Raw genomic sequence first — 20,313 nt, 5'->3', positions numbered from 1 at the left:
CTATGCTTTTTTATGATCTTTGTTTGGCATCATGTAATGCATAATTATGCTGTCAAATAATCCAGCATCTACACTACCGAAATACCTGGCGGGATCATTAATGGATTTTGGTACCAGCTGCTCCCAAAATACTGATGAGGTCAATTGGTCATGTGACTGTTTGATTGAATCAACCCACTTGGTAAAATCCTCTTGAGAAGTAACTTCGGTGTTAAAGTTCATTTCTGCAAAACCGATACCCGTGTAGTTTGTTGCAAGCCCTCGATAATTTCCTGGAGTATCTGCAATAAGATGCAACTGTGTAGTCATTCCTGTCATTGCATAAATTTGTCCCCCAAGCTGTGGAATGACGAAGGAATTCATAGGTGATGCAGCTGTAATTTTAAAATTGACAGGGGTATCAGTAGGAATTTTAAGATAATTAAGGGTGGCTATTTGATACTCCGGGTAAATAAACAACCACTTCCAATCAAGTGAGACAACCTCAACTAAGACTGGCTTTTTTTGTGAATCAATTGGCTTATAGGGATCTAAACTATGAGTGGTTTTCCAAGTTACTGTACCTAAGATTAAGATAATAATGCATGGAATTGTCCACCAGACTATTTCCAAAATAGTACTGTGGTTCCATTCGGGTGTATATTTCCTATTACTTCCCTCGCGATACCGCCATCCAAACCAGCATGCCATGAAAATAACCGGAATTACGACAATCAGCATGAGTTTAATTGAAAAGATCATTAGATTTAATTCAGTTGCTGCAATTTGCCCTTTAGGTGCTAATGCTCCGGAATTGCAACCGTTTAAAATAAGTAAAATCATTATAAGTAGAACAACACTTACAGGCCTCATTATCCATTTACCTGGAAATCCATACTCGGCTTTATGAATTGGTTGTATCATACTTTTAATTCTCCTATTTTTAGATTCGCAGGCGGTTTTTTTATATTTCTAGGGTTCTAATAAGATATTTACTGTATTATTTTGATGTGTGGAAAATCCTCGATTATGCGGCCTCCTTAAAGGTCATCCACAATTTGTTTTCAAAATCATATAATTTGCAGTTCTTGAAAATATCTAATACATAACGCAACTTAAAATTATATTCATGAAAGTATTCGCCATATTTAGTTTTTAGTGCCTTATGAGCTTGCGGTAAGTTATAAAAAGGAATTCTTGGATCTAAATGGTGAGGTATATGTACCATTATATTGTGTAATAATACTCTTGAGATTTTTGAGGTATGGATAACAGTACTGCAATATAAAGCACCAACAGAATGAGACCATTCAGCTTTTAGATCAAAGAAAGGGACATCGGGATGTGTATGATGCAAATATATAATAATTGAAATAAAATAATTAAAGACAATGAACGGTAAAATTACGGCTATAGCTATACCAACAATACCTCCCGCAAAAATATATGCCAAGACAGACATCATTAGCCCATAAAACAGCACTATAAGTTTACCATTCCGATAATATCGGTTTTGTTGTTTATCTTTACCAGGATTAAAACATAGCATTTGCTCCCACCAGATTCGGCGTAAATAATGGAAAGCACAAGTGAAAAAGCATCGCTCTATCCGATAAAGTACGCGTTGAAAAATGGAGAGTGATTGATATTCAGTACGAGTCAGTGGACGCCATATCCAATCAATTGGAGAAAAAGAGGCAAACCCATGGTGAACCTTATTATGGCCGTAGGACCACATTCGATACATATTTAATGAGGGTAACATCGCAATGGTTCCAAGCACTTCGGAAATTTTAGTGCCTTTGAACAATGCCCCATGTGCCGCATCATGTGCCCAAACAAATAACATTGCTGTAGCTACACCTGAAATCACACCGCCGATTAGCTGTAATTCCAGATGAGAATTAAAAAAGACCAAGGACAGTCCAAACAAAAACAGTGTCAAATCAAAAAAATACCAGAATAACGTCTTGACCTGTGATTGCTTATAACACTCAGTAGGTATGATGGATCGGGCTAATGATGATTTTATTCCCTTTACTTGTTTCCATGATTTATCTGAATGAGCGTTTTTCATAAGATACTACCTTTATAGAATTCCGACTAAAATTGACGGAATTTCCAAGTTGATAAAACCATAAATTGAACTTCTTACTTAAAGATCCAGAGAATCAGACCTTATCGTGAACAATTTTTAGTAAAATAGTTATAGATTTGCATTAAAAAAATAGTGATCAGAAAATCCGATAATTGCCGGTATAAAGCCGAATGATGCAGCCTATAATCTTTTTTTAGGTATTTTAATTAAATTTTTTTAGATGACATTGATCTACATCATGGAAAAGTAAATAACTGTTACATATTGAGTGTAAATAGTGTGATTTCAAATTGAATTGATATTATTCGTCATATTTTGAAGCGACCGTCGTTCATATCGGCAATAAGCTGTAATTGTTCCAATTGTAGAAATTGAATTTTCTTATGATCGATCGCAATAATTTTATTTTCTTTAAAGTGGGAGAGAAGGCGGCTTATGGTTTCTGCTGTGAGCCTTAAATAATTACCGATGTCTTGACGAGACATGGGCAGTAGAAAGGTTGCTTGCATTTCTGATGGGCTTAATCGGTAGGACAAATCAATAAGAAAAGCGGCAAGCCGTTGCTCTGCCGTGATTGAAAATAAATAAGATCCTACATTTAGTTGCTGACTCATTAAATACAAAATATGTTTTTGCAGAGGGGGGCTTAAATGCAGTAATTCCAGGAAATTATCATAAGGAATTTCACAAATAACACTATCAGATAATGCTACTGCTGAAAAAAGGTAATGTCGTGTGTAAATTGCTTCAAAACCAAGGACTTCACCAGAAAAATAAAATCCTCGAATTAATTCATTTCCATCCGCATCTACTTGATATGTTTTTAAATTTCCACGCTGAATCGCATATATGTTTCGAAAGGTATTTTGAGGAAGATATAAGGCTTCATTTTTTTTTAGATGGTAGTGCTGTTTTACTGCACGATTAATTTGATTCATCCATCGTGAATTTTTTTCTTCGGTGATGCAAAAAGGAGAGAAGGTGCAATGTTCACATGTTGGATGGTTATTGTCGAAGTTTATCATATCGGAACTATCATACAGACAAGCAAGGTCTAAATTCCATATTATAAATCGCAAATGCATTTTATAATACAAATTTTTTCCATGATGTAGATCAAGGCGATAAATTTCATCGGCTCATAAAATCCCAATAAAGCAATACTTAGGATAACAAGAGCTATCATGACTTTTTATCAGGACTTACGAAAAACCCCCATCTCTTCGTTAAAAATGTTTTTAATTTGGTCATTTAGTCTATCTAAACTCCCTCATTCAAAACATTATTTGCCTTGACCTTGGGGTTTTTCGTAAGTCCTGTTTATTAATAAAAATTGGCTTGATTGCAAAATATAAATAAAGAATATCGCAATATTCTGACATCAGGATGATTAAAATGTTAGTAATACCCCAATTTAGCTTCCCTGAATTAACAAAATATCAAAAGTCCAAATTCTTGCGCTATGCCCAACAGGTTCTTGAAGCGCAACAACAAATGGTTACTCCTGAAGGGCGAAATGTCATTCATTATACCTTGGATAATAATAGTCGCCATCAACATATGGAGCATTACCCAAAGGGAGATCGGATTGATTACGATACGGGTGCTCAATATTTTTATCATTGTCATCGTGAGAATTTTGAAACAGAAGAACATGGACATTTTCATTGTTTTTTGCGTTATAAATATATTTCGAAAAAAATTAGACCAACACTTTTACCTGATTGGAATAAAAACATCGACAATCCGATGACACACATTGTTGCTATTGCAATGAATCGTTATGGCGAACCCATTCGTTTATTCAGCATCAATCGATGGATATCCAATGAGGTTTGGTATGATGCGAAGCATACGTTGAGTTTTATTAAAAAATTTAAAATGAAGAAAAATGATAGTTGTTATTGGCAAGTACTGGATCGCTGGGTAGAAGGGATGCTTCATTTATTTGCCCCACAAATTCAGTGGATAAATAATGTACGGGATATGACTATCTCGCATTATAAGACAATCTATGCTGATAGTAATGTTTATGAAGATCCTCGATTGGATTTGTTATCTGAAATTCCAATTAATTTAAACAAACAAATTAGATGGGTCCTGGACCTTGATTCGACTGGAAAGCAGAACAATGTAAGAACTAGATCAACTCCAGAGGAGAAAATGATGGCATAAAAAATAGAGCGTAGCCAAGGGCGTTTTTTGAGTAAAAAATTTTAGCATATCAATGTTTTTTGCTCGCATAACGCCTCTGATGATGCTGAATTAATGTCTATTTCGGGAGCGACATGATTTCATCCTTGGGAGCGATTTCTCCGTTAGCAGAGGTAGTAACTTGAGAACCATATATCATTCTAGACATGGGATTCCAGAAGAAAGAAAACGTTCTTGAAAGAACGCTGCTTGTCTCTATATTTACTTTTTCAGATTCTTTATTTTGTTCCTTCCTGCGATCAACTATGCCAAAATGCTTAACGGCGTGTTGCTCTACCAACTTCATGAATTCTGATTCTACTATAGGGGGAAGTGACTGCGGCCTGTCTTTATAAAAACGTTCTGCAGCTGTTGCAATTAATCCATTGACTTGCTTTAGCAAGTACAGTTCGTCTAGTTCAATTTTATCGTTTGGTACCATATAACGCATAGCAGCCAAGTCATAGAGAAGAGTCTGAATTTGTTGATAAAGCTTTGCAAAATCTTCAATAGTATTAGCAAATTGCTCTTCATAGCTGTTGGTAAGTTGCTCGATATTGTATTTTTCCAGACCTTTTCCATCCAGTTTTTTATAGATATGAGTTATTTTGATTGCTGATGGATGGTTAGGTAATATTTTATATTCCTCGGAATTTATAATTTCATCCAGAATAACGGAGGGACTATTTTCATTCTGATTTACTTGCATTAATAAAGCACTAAAAAAATGTGTTAAACGAATATCTATAGACTCTTGCAAGCAATTAAAATCCTTTTCTAATCCCTGGGATTGGAGCATCAGTGTATGGTTTATGCGGGTGAAACTTAAGTTAAGAAGTTCTTCCACAAACTTTTTAATCGTGACATTTTCTGATACAGATAGTTCTTTAAATTTAGTTAAAATATCAAGAATCCCTTGATGTAGCATTTCTTTTTCTTTTTGTTTTTCAATAGAAGTCCAATCATCAGTTAAAAATTGCTGGCTAACCTGTTGAATCACTATGCCAAAGGTTTCCAACACTGTTTTGCGAGTTACCTCGGAATCCAGAATAGATGGTTCTTTATTGGCCATTTTTTTAATGTTTTCTTCCAGGACTGAGCTTGCAGTGGCAATCATATCAGCAAGATTTTTTCTTTTAGTATCTAGGCCAAAAATTTTAAAGAAATGTGCTTGCATTAATAAGGCATGCTCTTCATTAACATAGCCAGAATATGTCGAAAAGATGTCATTGAAGAATCCATAAACATGCCCTTTAAGCAATGTTCTACGTTGCTTGGTGAGTCCCATATACGAATAGTGTGTTGAGTTATATGCATCATACCCTATTTGATTTTTGGCAATCGCGGCATAAAGTTTCCTTAAAATAGCAGGAAAATCGAGTTCAGCCACATTAATTGATTTTGGTTCGTTATTGTTTGCCAAATATTTTCTGCCTAAAGCAGTATATTGATGAAAGATCTGGATGCCATCATTAAACACTACATCCTGCTTACTTAAGAAACTAATTAACTTATATATCATTAATTTTTGAACATGGGTTGTTTTATAACCATCAGGAGAAACAATTATTCCTTGCTGAGAACCATCATTTCCATTTGAGCCAGTGCCGTGATGTCCGGGCATGGAATATCGAACGAAATTTTGTTTTTCCTTGGCGACTACTTCAGGAAAAATTGGAGTAAATCCCCAGTCAGAACGTTCATTTGCATAATAAATTAATTCAATATTTTTTAGAATTTCGGGTAATGTGAAAAATCGTTCGTCATACCAGGTAATTGGAAAACAATCTCCTGGGACGGGGTCTATACCAAAAAAATTTATTGATGCATTAGGCAGATATGTTTTTAACTGATTAAACCATTGCTCTTGCTCTTCTTTAGGTATCAGATTAATTTGGGATTTTAATGGCTCAATAATATCTGGTGTATTATTTGTCGGGGTACCTTTTTGTCTTTTGACTTGCTGTTCTGATAACTGTTTTAACACTTCTTCAAAAGTGGCAGATGATGTAATAATTGTTTGTATCGCTTCTAGTTCATGGGCTATTAAAATCGACTCAACAGCGCCTCTACTATGAGCAATAATGTTGATTAGTATTTGCCCACGAGCTATTGCTTTTAGAATGGCCGCTAGACCGAAGCCAATTTTTTCTCCTACATTAGCACCGTCCGTTTTTGGGCCATTAATTACTGTCAGTTCATCAGCCTGAAAGGGATAAGGGTCTTTGCCATCTAGTTTTGACGTTTTAGCAGGTACTTTTGTTTTAATTAAAGAAGAGATTACACTTAATGTCTCTCCTTTAGGGTAATCTTTTACTTTGGCTCCCTTTGTATACGGAGTAGGTTTGGGTATTTGCTTTAATTCAGGGGTAAAATCAGTAAGTGTCCCTAACATTGTGAGTGTGAATGGTTTTTTTTCAATTTTACTGTCCATAGTATCTGCCCCATATTGTGACATAATGACTCATTATAGAGTCCGAACAATAAAAAAATAAACAAGTTACGTTCATTTTTTGCATTCGCCTGATTTAAATTTGCAAAGAATGGTTTTTGACCCCCGCCAATAAAGAATATGACATTCCAGTGGATGATTTAGATTTGTAGTCTTATATGCGCCAAAAGGGATGATTTTCCCAATTAAAAGAATGAGACGAATTCTTTACTATAATATCAAAGAGCTGTAACTTAAAACCAAACTATATCAATGAAATTTGATGCAGAAAAATTCTATCTTTCACCTATATGGAGGTAGTGATGGAACATGAAAAACAACAATTAGGTGAACAGTGCATGGCTGGTTTCGAGAATCCTCCACTCCCTAAAACACCATCCGAATTCATCACCGTACTGGCTCATTATCATCGAGCCGAGATCGCTCGAATGGCCGGATGGAGAGACCGCATTGATCGAACGACCAACTGGGCAATTACCGCTGCGGCTGCAATGCTTTCGCTGTCCTTATCGACTCCATCTGCTCATCACGGTGTGATATTGTTTGCAATGCTGCTTGTTCTGCTGCTTCTTCTCATAGAGTCGAGGCGATATCGTTTCTTTGACGTCTATAGAGCACGTGTGCGTATGATTGAACGATATTATTTTGCGCCTATGTTCATGGCAACCAAAACAATGGAAGAGCCTTGGGCTCGAGTTCTTGGACAAGACTTGCTTGAGCCACATTTTCTGATGAGCTTCGGGGCGGCAATTTCACGAAGGTTACGGAGAAATTATGTGTGGATGTTCCTCCTTTTACTGATGGCATGGATCTTGAAAATATCTTCCTCAAAGCTACAACTCGTTGGGGGGCGTCAGGAAATGACAATGTCTTTCCTGAGAGTTGTAGAAAATGCGGCATTGGGGCCAGTTCCTGGATGGGTTGTTATGTTCTGCGTTGCCCTGTTCTTTATATGGATCGCTTATGCCTGTCTGCATTCACCAGAATATACTGGCGAATTGTTATATGGTGATGTTCATGTTTGATAATAGGCATGCGTATTTAGAGCTGAAATCTAATAGATACAGCAAGGTTGGATTTAACAGCCTTAGGTATCGTCACTTTTTTGTACCTTTTTTAGGTTAATTAATAGATAAAGTGTTTATATATCGCGTCATTCCCGCGCAGGCGGGAATCTATGCATCAATTTGGTTTATTACTTTGTTTGTGAGGTGGATTCCCGCTTGCGCGGAAATGACATTAATTTAGAGCAATATGAATTATTAATATTGAGGTTAATTATTAAAAATTCTTGTGTTAAATAAAAGACGATACCTCAGGTTTAACAGCCCAACACAAGATAGAGATTAAACTAATCTCTATCTCTTTAGCTATTCTGTGATTTTTACGAATCCTTCTTGAACGAGTTCGATTAACCTTGCCATAGCGTCGGTGGTGACTTTGATTCCGGGGAGCAAATCAGTGTTTCCCCAATTATGAGCCTTAGCTGTAGCGCCACATAGTTCGACTTGCACACCATGCTTCGTTAAATCGGCAATGAGTTCTTTATAAGGATTGCCTGTAGCGATATTTCGTTCGGTGTTATACATTTCATCGTTTAGCACCACGTGCCCTGCATTCGTGTGAAAAACAACAATCACTTCAGATTTGGCACCCCAATCAGAGATGTCATTTTTTATGAGCTGAATGTGGAAAATTGATGCAGGTAAATCGCCTTCGAATACGAGGGAACCAACACTGAATACAGCTTTTAGCTCTTTGAGTTTCACCGGTACATCGATATGAAGCGGTTTCTTTGAAATAGACATTTATGATTCCTTTCAAGAGCCGACGTTTGGGGTTGTCAATAAAGTCGGCAGGTTAAAATATAACGTTTCTGTGCTTTATAACTATAAAAAGTATAGATTAAGCGTTAGCGATGTACAATATTGATTCAAGTTTATCTGTTTGAAATCAAGTGGAACTATCTTGAACTAGGAACGCCCTAAACTCAGAGATCGCATGGAAACCGAGCCAAATTGAATTTCCTCAAATTCAAAGCGTAGTAAGTCATTAGTATCAGAAGCTCCTAAAGCATACAATAAAGGGAAATAATGGTCCGGAGCAGGAACACTTAACCGACCAGCCTCTGTAAAAGGTAATTCTTCGAGCAGAGGTTTATAATCTCGTTGGATAATACATTGTTTTACTTGCTCATCAAATTCAATAGCCCATGGATAGGGTTTCGCATATTGATTATCCCAAATGATCATTTTGTCATTGTGAACAATATTTCCACTACCCACGATGAGTATTCCATGATTACGCAGTTGTTTAAGGCGACTGCCCAACTCAAAATGATATTCTGCTGGCTCTGCCATATTGATACTAAGTTGAATAATAGGTATATCGGCATCAGGATACATATGGATAAAAATACTCCAAATGCCGTGATCAAATCCCCAATGGTCATCAAGTTGAATATGTGGCGTTGGAATTGCTGCTTTGATTTTTTCTGCTAACTCTGGAGCACCTCTGGCCGGATAGTTCACTGTAAATAAATCGGAAGGCCCTTTGTGAAAATCATGTATTGTTGTAGGCGTAGGAGTGTGGCTAATCCATGTACGTGCAGTTAGCCAATGAGCAGAAATACAAAGAATTGCCTCTGGACGAGGTAATTCTTTTGCTAATTGCGTAAGTGTTTTTGTGAATGGATTGTCATCAATTGCATTGACAGGACTTCCATGCCCGATAAATAAAACGGGCATCCTATAGTTGTTCATAATCTCTCCATTTGTTGTGAATAAGCCACTATAACTATAATTTTAGAATAAAAAATAAGAGAGCATATGAGAAACGCGAACATGAAATTTTGAATTGTTCTGGACTCTAAGTCGTGGGTGATATGTATTCGTAATTGGGAACGATCCAGAATGATTTAGCTGTTAAAATCAATATCAGAGCAGCAGCAAATCATAATATTATTGTGACGAATGTTCCTGATTATAGTACCGACAGTGTTGCGCAACATGTGCTGGCTTTATTACTTACTCATACCAACCACGTTGAGGCTCATAATCAATCCATCCAAGATGGTGAATGGCAAACCCAACCTTATTTTTCGTATTGGTTAAATCCCATAACAGAATTAGCTGGAATAACTTTAGGATTAATGGGCTATGGCAGAGTGGCCCCAAAAGTTGCTCTTGCAGCTAATGCTTTAGGAATGAAAGTTATTGCCCACAAGCCGATGCCTTTTCACGATAAGTTAGCAACGCGGGTGAGTTTTGCTGATCTTTTGAAACAAAGCGATGTATTAAGTTTGCATAGTCCACTGACCGAGTCTACAAAAAATATCATCAACAGCGATACACTGAAACAAATGAAGGCGACCGCTATTCTCATTAATACTGGCCGCGGTGGTTTGATTAATGAGTCAGCTTTGGCGCCTATGCGTTAAAAACAAAACAAATTAGTGCCGCATATCTTGATGTTCTAAGTCAAGAACCTCCGGGTATTGATAATCCTTTAATTGGTTTATCCAATTGCACCATCACACCCCATATTGCTTGGGCCTCGTTTGCAGCACGAAAACGCTTGTTAAATACAGTATGTGAAAACATTGCTAATTTTCTCAATGGGCAACCCACTAATGTAATATGTACTTCATAATGAGAGGAATATGCACTATGGCCACTTTGAAAATTATTGTTCTATCATTCTATTTTTATAGTACTTAGGTTAGTAGTATCTATTAACAATCGATTGAAGTAAGCCGGCCGAGTTTTCGATTGTGTCTAGTCAATAAAAAATACCGCGGCAAGCCGCGGTATTTAGATTAACAAGCAAAATAATTTCAGCATAATCTTTGATAAGGTTACCTGTTCGACCTTCTAACAAAACAGAGGCATAAGAATGAACTTCTTTGCTGAGCCTCTCAAGAGCACAAATTAACTTCGTGAGGTCGTTCCAAATATTACCCCAAATTAGAATATTTTCAGTTTTTTGAAGCACTTTAATTCTCTAAAAGATATGATCTATTTAGTATAAAAAAAGCACAAAATCCTTATGGAATTATTAGGCATATCTAACTTGGATTACTTGAAAGTGTCTGATTTGCCCCTACATATGAAATACTCTTTTCAAATAATATAAAGTTAAAGAGTACTTTTAAAATTAGGGTGATGACTATTTGATCATAATTGCTTATCCAAAAAACTTCAATTTTTGATATCCTAAATTTATAAAGGAGATTTAGATGAAAAAGAAACTACTTCCTATTTTAATCTCTGTTACTCTTATCTCTATGATATCAGCAGGAGCTATGGCACTTGAGGCGAAACAAAATAATCAAGTGCAAAAGAGTAATCAGCAAGTAACTTTGGATCCTTTTGATAATGATCCCTTTTTTCAATCGCCTGATGATATTTTGAAGCAAATGGTTCAAATGCAACGAGCAATGGATCAATTTATGAAAAGTCAATTTTCACAAATGCAGCATAACTTGGCGAATCAATCCAATCAAATACCATTTGGTAGTACAAATAATATTGAAATTAAAGAAAGTAAAAATGAGATTATCTATAAAATAAAATTACCAAAAGGTGCTGATAGTAAAGTTGATGTCTCTGTTAAAGAGGGACAATTAATAGTTAGCTCAAATATTACGCAAAAAATTACACGTGAACTGGATAATAGTAAAAGTGTAAGCTACTCTCACAGCAACTACAGCCAAGCATTTCAAATACCCCAGGGTTATGATCCGAGCTCTATGACCACAAAAACGAAAGATTCAAATTTGATTGTTACTTTCAAAAAATTAATTCCCCCATCTTCAATACTTTAGGAAATTATGAGTTCAAGCTTTTCACAGTAACGCCAAATTTTGGCGTTACTCTATGGACATGCTGCTAATATTGGTTTAAAACTTTGACTATTTGTACGTGCTAATGATCTGATGGTTTATGGGAGCACAATGAGTTTTTTCAAATTTTTGTTCATTACAATGTTATTTTATATAATTAATTACTTGTTGAGTATTGAGGGTGAATTAAGTGCATAAACTAGTCCATGTTCTAATATCAGGTGGAGGTATATCGGGTTTAACCCTGGCTAATTTATTAGTTCGTGTGAGTAGAAATGTAAAATTTCACGTCACAATATTCGACTCTCGACCTAATTTAAGTAATAACCAAGGCAGTATCGGTGGGGGTATTGGTCTTTGGCCTCCAAGTCAGATGGTATTAAAGAATATACCAAACTATCAAAATTTTGTTCAACAATACGGTTATCCTATGCCATTTCCCAGTTACCGGGATTCGAATGGAAGGATATTGGCAAGAGCAAGTGATGATTTTGGTAACCGATTTCCTGTTCAATGTTTAAATCGAGATGATTTAATCAACCTGCTGTTAGAAGGTTTAAAAAATAGAGATGATGTTGAAATTATTACATCACAGAAAATCAATGGATATAAAAGAGACAAAGATGAAATTGTGGTTACTCTTGATGGGAATAAATCATATCGAGGAGATTTATTAATCGCTTGTGATGGAATTCATTCAAAGATCAGAAATTGTCTGATGTCTGAGTTAGGACTACCACCAGTCCATGAGACCGATCTTGGTTATACTTATTTTCGTGCAAATGTTCAGCTCCCTGAAGATACCCAACATAAATGGTGGTCATCATCATTTGAAACATGGGGCACGTACCAATCTAAAAAGTATGGCAACCATGAAGTTCGGTTTGGTTATGTTCCGTTAAAACCACCAAATGCCTTTTGGTTCATCGCTGTTAAAACACAAGAAAATCACAAATATCTATCGCCAATTAACGGAGTTCGGTTAGTTGACGAGGATACTAAAAAATTTCTGAACGATTTGGTAAGAGAATGGAAACCTATTCGGACAGACTCTGGTGATGTTGCAGTTGATTATGAAGAATTAATCAATTTGACTAATAAAATAGTCAGAACAGATATTGCTAAAATTGAAGGGGTTGAACAATTTCCATGGACATCACGCGACAATCGAGTCGTGTTGATGGGGGACTCAGCTCATGCTACAGCGCCGAATATTGCTCAGGGAGCAGGCTTGTGTATCGAAGATGCGGCGTGCTTGGCATCTAAATTGACTCGAGTTGACTTTTTAAAGGGTATATCTGAATACGAACAAGAACGAAAACCACGTGCTAAAACAGTTCAAAATGTTGCAGATTTGGTTGCCTCAGTAGGACAAGTTCAAAATCCATTACTGAGAATGTTAAGAAACGGCGCCATGCGAACTGCGACTCACTTTTTTCCATCACTTCAACGAGGTATATTTGAATATTTAGTATCGTTTAGTTTAGGTGGATCAACAAAGTCAACATACTGGCAGGCTCCTCCATTATCGATAACTGATAATCAGCCATCCTCTTTATTTGCTAGGGCTTTTCCTGATGCCCATTTACTTGATAACCAGGTAAAAGATTTTAAAACCTCAAGCATTGGAGGAAGTGGTTTAGGTGCTGTTACAGTAGAAAAGCCTTCATCTCTAGCAAAAATAATTGGATATTTTGCAGGTTTTCCCAGTGATATGAAGCAGAAGCCATTTTACGCTGAGGTAATCAATTTATCTAAAAATGTGCAACGTTGGAACAGAGTATTTGGCTATAACACGCCGCAACAGAAAACATATTCAACCACACATTCGCTGTACACCGGATTTAATCGACAAATGCATTTAAGTGAAGGCATTGGAGGGGTTCTGGACAAGGCGATTCGTTTTATTTACAGCATACAACTTCAACCAGATAGTTCGTTAAAATATGAATCCCAAGGTATAACATTTTTTGATTCATTCAAAATACCATTACCTACGTTTTTATTACCAAAATCAGAGTGGACCGAAAAACCAACAGCCCAAGGGTGGAAATTTGACGGCAAAATCTCTTTTCCTATGATTGGCACCTTATTGCATTACTATGGTCATTTTCAAGTGAATAAAACCGATGTTGTGAAGAATAAAAGAGTAATCATAGCAGGTGGTTCTGGGATGATCGGAAAAGAGGTTTGTCTGGAGTTTATCAAAAAAGGGTATGACGTATATTGCTTAAGCCGCTCTTCGGATACACAAATAAATATTGAAGGCGTCAAAGTCAGACAAATTGATGAAGATTGGTCAGAACTAATTGATAACAATACAATCATATTAAACTTGAGTGGCGAAAATCCAGGAGCTAAAAGATGGACCTCTTCAGTAAAATCGGATATAGCAGAATCACGCGTTCGTGTAATTGATACAATAATTCGCAACATTGATAAAGCTCACGAAAAACCATTAAAGTATCTGCAAGCTTCAGCTGTTGGGATTTATGGAAATGCTGGGGATACCATTTTGACTGAAGAAAGTGAATCAGTCGTGGGTAGTGATCCTGGAACAAAATTCAGAGTGGATGTCTGTAAGGATATTGAAAATAGAGCAAATAAGGCGAATTGCAACGTGGTTAATTTAAGACTGGGACATGTTCTATCGAATACTGGTGGACTTTTGCCTTATTATAGATACGCGGGATTTTTTGGTGCAGGTAAATTGGGTTCTGGTAATCAATTTGTTCCTTATGTGCATGTTAAGGATGTTGCGAAAGCCATTGAATTTATTGCTAACAACGACAATATTATTGATGGAGCAGTAAACATAACCGCTCCGCAACCATCTACTAATTCTGAAGTTTTGAAAGAGTTACGATTGGTTAAATCAGGGCCAGGAATACCGCTGCCAGACTTAGTTTTAAAATTACTAATTGGCGAATCATCTGTTATATTAACTGACTCTGAGCGCGTCACACCGAAAAGATTACTCGAGAATGGATTTGAATTTGACTACAACACCATAACTGAATCCTTACATGGATTACAATAATAAAATGGTTCTAGCCTGATTTTTATACTCAAGGCGCTATTGACAATTGCTTCATTAGCCAGTAAATGCCGCTAAAATAGGTAATTTTAATGTGTCTCTGTATAAAGCGCATAAAGCGCGAGAAATCGAAATTAAATGAAATTTTACAGACTCTAACCACTCTCAATAAAAGGAGGTTTGTTGAGATCTCATGGTACTTTTTACTATCAGGCTTATTTATGTTATGGGCATAAACGAATTGATCATAATCCACTCAGAATCAAATTGGTGATTTTTTTTGTATACTAGGTGCTATTAAAAATAAGGTGTTAAATAGTTGAAAAATAATTTGAGTCAAGACTGTTTTTTTAATTTTTAATTGTATAAGATAGCCTTCCTTTAGTTCTCTTTTGTATATCCCTGGTCTGTGGATATTTATTTCAATCAATAATTAATCAATAAACAACAAGATTAAATAAGTCCTTGCTTTATAAGCTTTATTCTAAATTTTTATACCTATTTGATGATTAAAGTTATTCACATTTTCTGTGGATAAGTCTGTTTGTATTCAGTTTAAATACTTGTGGGTATTTAAAGTTAATCGGATGATTCATCCTTTTCCAATGTGTTCTTCTAATTAGAAGGAGGGTAAAATTAAAAATTGATAATCGAGAAATTAATTTTAAAATGGCTGAATCATAGATACCTATCAATATGATACATCACAACATCTACCTATGACGAAACTTAGCTTGGACATATATGCCTGGCATAGGTGTTGCGGCAAATCAGGTAACAAGTTATTCTCAGCCTCCCCATTTCCGGAACTACTATGATGGAGTGACGTTATGGTTTTAGTTCTGCAACAGCGACACAATTTGCAGGCTCATTTGCTGCAGGACTTGATTATTGGCTAATCGACAAGAGTCAGATTAGTCATGGGGTATGAATTAGCATGTTATGGATAAGCCAGAACTGGTTATAGCGAGGTCTCTTAGATCAGAATCGTCTAGGGAATAATTATAATGCTAATGCAGTTGCTTTAACGGGCGCATTTTTCTTTAACTAGCACACAATGGCTTTTTGGAGTTGGTTAAGCTTCATTGTTGTAATTATTTTAAGGATAGGTTTGTGACATACTATATACGTTATTTTATTTTTACCATCTCAATTTTTTTATCGATAACTGGCTATGCAGTTGATCCCATTATTTGCAATAGCGCAAATAATGGGACTCCTGCTAACACTCAAGATGGCCAGACTTATTCAAATGTTTATAAGTGTTCTAATACGTACCCAGCTTCTTTTCCATCTATTCAGTCTGCCCGGATTACCTGGCCAGGATATAACAGTGCTATGGCACAAGTAGATAATACTGAAAATGGTTTTGGTAGTTTCACCGCTAATGCCACAGACAGTTCCAATCATCCTGTTACCTATGTATATGAAATAATTTCAGGACCAGGAACGGTGAATGGAACTCAAACAGGGTCATTCACTTTAACTGGGGCAAATGGTTCCACAGTAGTAAGAATAACTGCTACAGCAGATGATGCTGCTCCTGTAGTTGGAACACCAATTACTGTTCAAGTATCAAAGGTACCTATTAAAGTACTCGCTTTTTACAATAATACTTCAGAGACTATCTATCCTGTTATCGAGGCGCCAACATCTGGAGTCGTACCGCCCGTAGCGTTACCCAGAGATCCTTGGATGCAGGGACTATTTGCAGTGACCGATGTAAATACATTTAGATTTCAAGCTACAAAATTACATCGAGTCTATGTTAATGGAACCAATGGGATAGCTCCTAAGCAAACAGCATTGGTATCGGTACCATTTTACAGCCATTTGCTTCCCGAGCCATCAGGCGGAGATGTAGCTGATCAATACGTCGATTGGTGGTCTTCAATGCGTGTATATCTCTATGATGTGCAATCCAACCTAATACAAACTCAAAGCGAGCCAGGCGTGAGCCCAGTTACGTTGTACTCTCCCGGCCCGACCTGTATTAGCGGTTGTTCGCAAACAGAGGTATTCAGTGCAACAGGAATCTTGCCAACCAATGATCCACAGCAACTCACAGAATATACATTTGCTGACGTCATAACGGCTGCCTCAGCTCCTTATCCAATCAATCTTAGTATAGTGAATTATGATTATTCAGCTGTAGATCAAGTGTACTTGCCAGTGGCAATGGAGCCCTTTGGTTCAAACCTAGTTGGTTATACTGGGACTGTTCTGGATTTAACGAGCTTTAGAAATAGTTTGAGTACCTTTTTAGCTGAAACATCATGGCCTGTTTACGCAGGGCTCCCTTACCCTCGAATTCCTGGAGCCTATAATGTGGTGGTAGAAAACTCACAGCTAACTCCTACAGGTCCTCAAACTACTGCGCTTACAAATAATTGGAATGACTGTTTAGCAAATGTTTCGAATCCAAACCATGTAAATTGCCTGACAGTAAATAAGTTATTTGTGGTTAAAAACTATCAAAATGCTTGTGGTAATTTGGGTTCACCAACGACGGCACAACTTATTCAACACATTTATGGCTATGTTTCGTTCTGTGCTACTCCTTTACCAAGTAGCGGATCCGATTTTGATGCTTATACAGCCCTGCAATATAACCTTTTAGGTTATGCTCAAGATTTTAATCCCTATACTCAGCTGATACATAGAGCATTGCGGATGAATGTATATGCATATTCTATAGATGATGCAGTGGGCTTTATTAGGTCGATAGGAAATGGACTTGTAGTTACAGTCGGAGGAGATACAGGTTTAACCAATCCTCAACAATATGATAGGAAAAAAGTAATCACAGTGAGTCCTGGCACACCGCCACCTGGTCCTCTTCCTATCTTTACGCATTATGGCGTATGCTCTAAGACGGCATCATCAGGTCAACTTGGAAGGGGAGAGTCATTCTCATTCCAACTACCGAATAGTTCGTTTCCTTGTGAAATAACCTTAGAGGATTCAAATAAAATACTGTACCACTTCAGGTTGAAAGCGCCTGCGCCATTAACATCTACCGCTGCAGACATCGACTGTACTGCGGCAGATAATCCTTGGTGTAGTAGTGTTCAGGTTACTTCGGCACAAGGGATTAGTACTATAGCTCCTAATACATAGTTTGTCTGTGATCGGGGAGTCATAGGCCAATATACTCGGTGGCCAATGACTCCCGATCTTATCTACCGGCACAAAATTTAAAATATTCTTTGCATCGAATAAATTAGCTTATCTTCAATAAAGTTCTTTTGAGGCTCCCCTGCTAATCTGCTGATATGTCACGATTTGGCTTATAACCTTAAGATGGTTTTTCATTAACTCGGTTAATTTTTTTTGTGCACAATCGTTATCCTGTTGCCCGATTTGTGCCTAAAATATATAAGGCCAATATTGTAAATGAGTGTGCTTAAGTTCATCCAGTATCTGTAAATTTTTCTGCCCGTCAATTTCAAAAACAATTTGAGATGGAAAATTTTATTAAGATCATGTTAGAGAAATTTTCTTTGCAGCCTAGCTTCCTCGAAATGGAAGTAACTGAATCACAAATGATGAGTGATCCTAAACGCAGCATGGAGGTGCTGTCATCACTTCAGAAACTTGGTGTTCAAATCTCTATTGATGATTTTGGTGTTGGATATAGCTCATTTGAATATTTGAAGAAGTTCCGACCCACAGAATAAAAATAGATAAATCATTTATTGATGGGTTACCTGTCGACCATGAAAATGCGGGCATTGTGAGAGCCATTATTGCATTATGTAAAAGCTTAAATATAAGGGTAATTGCTGAAGGCGTTGAACATGCAGATCAATTACGGTTTTTAATCAATGAAAAATGCGATGAAATTCAGGGATTTTATTTTTCAAAACCATTACCTCTCTATGAGGTCAGAGATCTAATCGATAGAAAAATGAAACTGGCATTACCTAGTCGAATTGAATGAGAATAACGTTTCGGGAAAAATAGCATAGCCTTGGTCAATTTTGATTGATTAATTTTGGATGAAATTTTTACTATACAATTTTAGTATGGCTGCGAAATTAGCCTGTAACGAGATTGCAATGATTAATAAAGTCTCAGACATATAAAAAATTCTAGCAAAAAGTGCTATCTGCTCAAGTCATGATATGCATGATAATCTACTCTTGGGATTCATATCTATTTTACTTAGTAGTTCCTTGATACAAAGTATTGAGAGCAAATCACTCTATTTTATCGCTCAGATATAAAATACCTAAGATGAAAATAAAAATTACTCTATAATAAAGTTTAGGAGACAATTATACATCAAGGAAAATATTGTGCCTTGTCAAAAATGTGATTTAGCGGCCTCTTATCAATTATCAGGAACTTATCATTTGCTCATCTCAGCCCCCAGAGGCCATTCTTATTCAAAGCTATTAAATTATCTAACTCAGAATAATTATGATGTCAAAATAAAAAAAAGTGCAGTTCTCGAGTTAATCTTTTCCGCTGAGGAAGCACAGGGCATAGGCCATGTCCTCGAGCGATGTTTTTCGCAAGCGGAACTTGAGGACAGCAAAGCTGTTTTGCTGCCAATTGATATCGAGGATAGAAGCATAGAGAACGTTCTAAATTATACACATTCACTAAAGGAGATTGTAGGGTTGTGTTTATCACAATGGCTAGTTGGACTCATTGAAAATCAGGGACTGTCAACGTTTTGCCAATCGATAGTAGATAGTAATACACTTCAACCCTATGGTTTTGAGTGCCTGCTAAGAGGAACCCAGGGTAATACTATCATACCTGCATTAGATATATTGGGCGCGGCAAAATCCAGTGGCATGCTATTTTTTTTAGATAAAAAGGCGCGTATATGCCATATTGAAAATATGAATAAAATTGATATTTCTGATAAAAAAATTTTCATTAATTTTAATCCAACAGCGATTTATGATCCTCATTTTTGCTTAACGACAACAAATCAAGCCCTAAAAAAAACCTCTATCAAGCCTTCACAAATTGTATTTGAAGTCACTGAAAGTGATGAGGTTAAAGATAAAAAGCACTTGTTAAAAATAATGGATTATTACAGAGAGCAAGGATACAGTGTTGCTCTTGACGATTTGGGCTCCGGTTATAGCTCTTTGAACTTACTTACAGAGTTACAACCTGATTATGTTAAGCTTGATCAAGAATTAGTGAGTCAAATCCACTCAAATGAATTTAAGCAAATCATATTGGAGAAAATATGTGAGATGGCTACAAAGTTAAAAATAAAAATAATCTGTGAAGGGATTGAAACAAAAGAGCAACTGCAGATTATTAAAAATTATGACATTGATTTTTATCAAGGTTTTTTATTTGATAAACCTATGCCATACGAAATAATACCTGAATATATCAAATCAAAAGATAAATAACGTGGCTAAAAGAGATTATATGAATAGCAAAAATCAAATTAATTGATCAAATCAGTGATGCTCTCATTATAACCAAGGCGATCACTTGATGCACCTAATGGCACAAAAGTAGTATAGAAAATTTTATTTTTCAGTTAGTTAGTTGAAAAATAATTAGAGTCTGTTGACGCTTCATTTAGTTCCGCCTACTTCCCGCGCTTTATGCCTGAGAGATCCTCACAAAATTTAGCCATAGTGAGGACTCTCTTGTTGAGTCTGAATAGCACACTGATACAGCATGCTTAAAAGTTTCTCAAAAACTTCTTGAGAGATAGTAATTGCTTT

15 protein-coding genes and 1 pseudogene are annotated in these 20,313 nt (G+C 36.4%); 9 read left to right on the top strand and 7 right to left on the bottom strand.

Annotated features, from left to right (window positions below; translation table 11 throughout):
• The 3 genes from cyoA to ELY20_RS09240 form a co-directional block, all read right to left on the bottom strand.
• Positions 1-903, bottom strand: coding sequence for a ubiquinol oxidase subunit II (gene cyoA / locus ELY20_RS09250; RefSeq protein WP_233590540.1), 903 nt, complete (start codon positions 901-903; stop codon positions 1-3).
• A gap of 103 nt (positions 904-1,006) precedes the next feature.
• Positions 1,007-2,056 (bottom strand): fatty acid desaturase, encoded by a 1,050-nt coding sequence (locus tag ELY20_RS09245; RefSeq protein ID WP_110142419.1) that lies wholly within the window; start codon positions 2,054-2,056, stop codon positions 1,007-1,009.
• A 329-nt stretch (positions 2,057-2,385) separates the two neighbouring features.
• Positions 2,386-3,102, bottom strand: a complete 717-nt coding sequence (locus ELY20_RS09240) for a helix-turn-helix domain-containing protein (RefSeq protein ID WP_110142418.1) — start codon at positions 3,100-3,102, stop codon at positions 2,386-2,388.
• Positions 3,103-3,472: 370 nt separating this feature from the next.
• Here ELY20_RS09240 and ELY20_RS09230 point away from each other — a divergent pair, with 370 nt between their 5' ends.
• Entirely contained in the window at positions 3,473-4,252 is a 780-nt protein-coding gene (locus ELY20_RS09230; protein ID WP_233590539.1) for a DUF6969 family protein, read from the top strand.
• 97 nt (positions 4,253-4,349) lie between these two features.
• Here the strand turns inward: ELY20_RS09230 and ELY20_RS09225 are convergent, their stop codons facing one another.
• Complete coding sequence (locus ELY20_RS09225; RefSeq protein ID WP_233590538.1) at positions 4,350-6,728, bottom strand: hypothetical protein; 2,379 nt, start codon at positions 6,726-6,728, stop codon at positions 4,350-4,352.
• Between the two features lie 332 nt (positions 6,729-7,060).
• Between ELY20_RS09225 and ELY20_RS09220 the strand changes: the two genes are divergently transcribed.
• Positions 7,061-7,747: a DUF2270 domain-containing protein gene (locus ELY20_RS09220; protein ID WP_233590537.1), complete on the top strand. Its 687-nt coding sequence runs from the start codon at positions 7,061-7,063 to the stop codon at positions 7,745-7,747.
• 345 nt (positions 7,748-8,092) lie between these two features.
• Here the strand turns inward: ELY20_RS09220 and ELY20_RS09215 are convergent, their stop codons facing one another.
• Both ELY20_RS09215 and ygiD read right to left on the bottom strand, forming a co-directional pair.
• Positions 8,093-8,530, bottom strand: coding sequence for a DsrE family protein (locus ELY20_RS09215; RefSeq protein WP_110142416.1), 438 nt, complete (start codon positions 8,528-8,530; stop codon positions 8,093-8,095).
• 165 nt (positions 8,531-8,695) lie between these two features.
• The gene (gene ygiD, locus ELY20_RS09210; protein ID WP_110142415.1) at positions 8,696-9,484 is read right to left on the bottom strand and encodes a 4,5-DOPA-extradiol-dioxygenase; all 789 of its coding nucleotides are present in this window, start codon (positions 9,482-9,484) and stop codon (positions 8,696-8,698) included.
• Between the two features lie 134 nt (positions 9,485-9,618).
• Here ygiD and ELY20_RS09205 point away from each other — a divergent pair, with 134 nt between their 5' ends.
• Positions 9,619-10,161: an NAD(P)-dependent oxidoreductase gene (locus tag ELY20_RS09205; RefSeq protein WP_267900599.1), complete on the top strand. Its 543-nt coding sequence runs from the start codon at positions 9,619-9,621 to the stop codon at positions 10,159-10,161.
• A gap of 11 nt (positions 10,162-10,172) precedes the next feature.
• Positions 10,173-10,373 carry an NAD(P)-dependent oxidoreductase gene (locus ELY20_RS17165; RefSeq protein ID WP_407656324.1) on the top strand — a complete coding sequence of 67 codons (201 nt, stop codon included), beginning with the start codon at positions 10,173-10,175 and terminating at the stop codon, positions 10,371-10,373.
• 129 nt (positions 10,374-10,502) lie between these two features.
• Here ELY20_RS17165 and ELY20_RS09200 read toward each other — a convergent pair whose 3' ends face one another.
• Positions 10,503-10,715 (bottom strand): hypothetical protein, encoded by a 213-nt coding sequence (locus ELY20_RS09200; protein WP_110142414.1) that lies wholly within the window; start codon positions 10,713-10,715, stop codon positions 10,503-10,505.
• Positions 10,716-10,959: 244 nt separating this feature from the next.
• Between ELY20_RS09200 and ELY20_RS09195 the strand changes: the two genes are divergently transcribed.
• The 5 genes and pseudogenes from ELY20_RS09195 to ELY20_RS09170 all read left to right on the top strand — a co-directional run bounded on the left by ELY20_RS09195 (position 10,960) and on the right by ELY20_RS09170 (position 19,989).
• Positions 10,960-11,547: an Hsp20/alpha crystallin family protein gene (locus ELY20_RS09195; RefSeq protein WP_110142413.1), complete on the top strand. Its 588-nt coding sequence runs from the start codon at positions 10,960-10,962 to the stop codon at positions 11,545-11,547.
• A gap of 208 nt (positions 11,548-11,755) precedes the next feature.
• On the top strand, positions 11,756-14,605 hold the full coding sequence (locus tag ELY20_RS09190) for a TIGR01777 family oxidoreductase (RefSeq protein ID WP_110142412.1): 2,850 nt from the start codon (positions 11,756-11,758) through the stop codon (positions 14,603-14,605).
• A gap of 1,110 nt (positions 14,606-15,715) precedes the next feature.
• On the top strand, positions 15,716-17,722 hold the full coding sequence (locus ELY20_RS09185; RefSeq protein WP_110142411.1) for a hypothetical protein: 2,007 nt from the start codon (positions 15,716-15,718) through the stop codon (positions 17,720-17,722).
• Positions 17,723-18,066: 344 nt separating this feature from the next.
• A pseudogene (locus ELY20_RS17160) lies at positions 18,067-18,545 on the top strand (EAL domain-containing protein).
• A 358-nt stretch (positions 18,546-18,903) separates the two neighbouring features.
• Complete coding sequence (locus ELY20_RS09170) at positions 18,904-19,989, top strand: EAL domain-containing protein (protein WP_110142408.1); 1,086 nt, start codon at positions 18,904-18,906, stop codon at positions 19,987-19,989.
• Positions 19,990-20,313: the final 324 nt, after the last annotated feature.

The sequence above is a fragment of the Legionella qingyii genome, assembly GCF_003990155.1.
Taxonomy (GTDB): domain Bacteria; phylum Pseudomonadota; class Gammaproteobacteria; order Legionellales; family Legionellaceae; genus Legionella; species Legionella qingyii.
Note: the sequence above shows the minus strand (reverse complement) of the source record. Positions and strands in the feature narration are given on the sequence as shown.

Bases quoted from the DNA above. Each gene is read 5' to 3' on its own strand.
- ELY20_RS09245 (WP_110142419.1), bottom strand. From the start codon at position 2,056: ATGAAAAACGCTCATTCAGATAAATCATGGAAACAAGTAAAGGGAATA.
- ELY20_RS09220 (WP_233590537.1), top strand. From the start codon at position 7,061: ATGGCTGGTTTCGAGAATCCTCCACTCCCTAAAACACCATCCGAATTC.
- ELY20_RS09230 (WP_233590539.1), top strand. From the start codon at position 3,473: ATGTTAGTAATACCCCAATTTAGCTTCCCTGAATTAACAAAATATCAA.
- ygiD (WP_110142415.1), bottom strand. From the start codon at position 9,484: ATGAACAACTATAGGATGCCCGTTTTATTTATCGGGCATGGAAGTCCT.
- ELY20_RS09215 (WP_110142416.1), bottom strand. From the start codon at position 8,530: ATGTCTATTTCAAAGAAACCGCTTCATATCGATGTACCGGTGAAACTC.
- cyoA (WP_233590540.1), bottom strand. From the start codon at position 903: ATGATACAACCAATTCATAAAGCCGAGTATGGATTTCCAGGTAAATGG.
- ELY20_RS09225 (WP_233590538.1), bottom strand. From the start codon at position 6,728: ATGTCACAATATGGGGCAGATACTATGGACAGTAAAATTGAAAAAAAA.
- ELY20_RS09195 (WP_110142413.1), top strand. From the start codon at position 10,960: ATGAAAAAGAAACTACTTCCTATTTTAATCTCTGTTACTCTTATCTCT.
- ELY20_RS09240 (WP_110142418.1), bottom strand. From the start codon at position 3,102: ATGATAAACTTCGACAATAACCATCCAACATGTGAACATTGCACCTTC.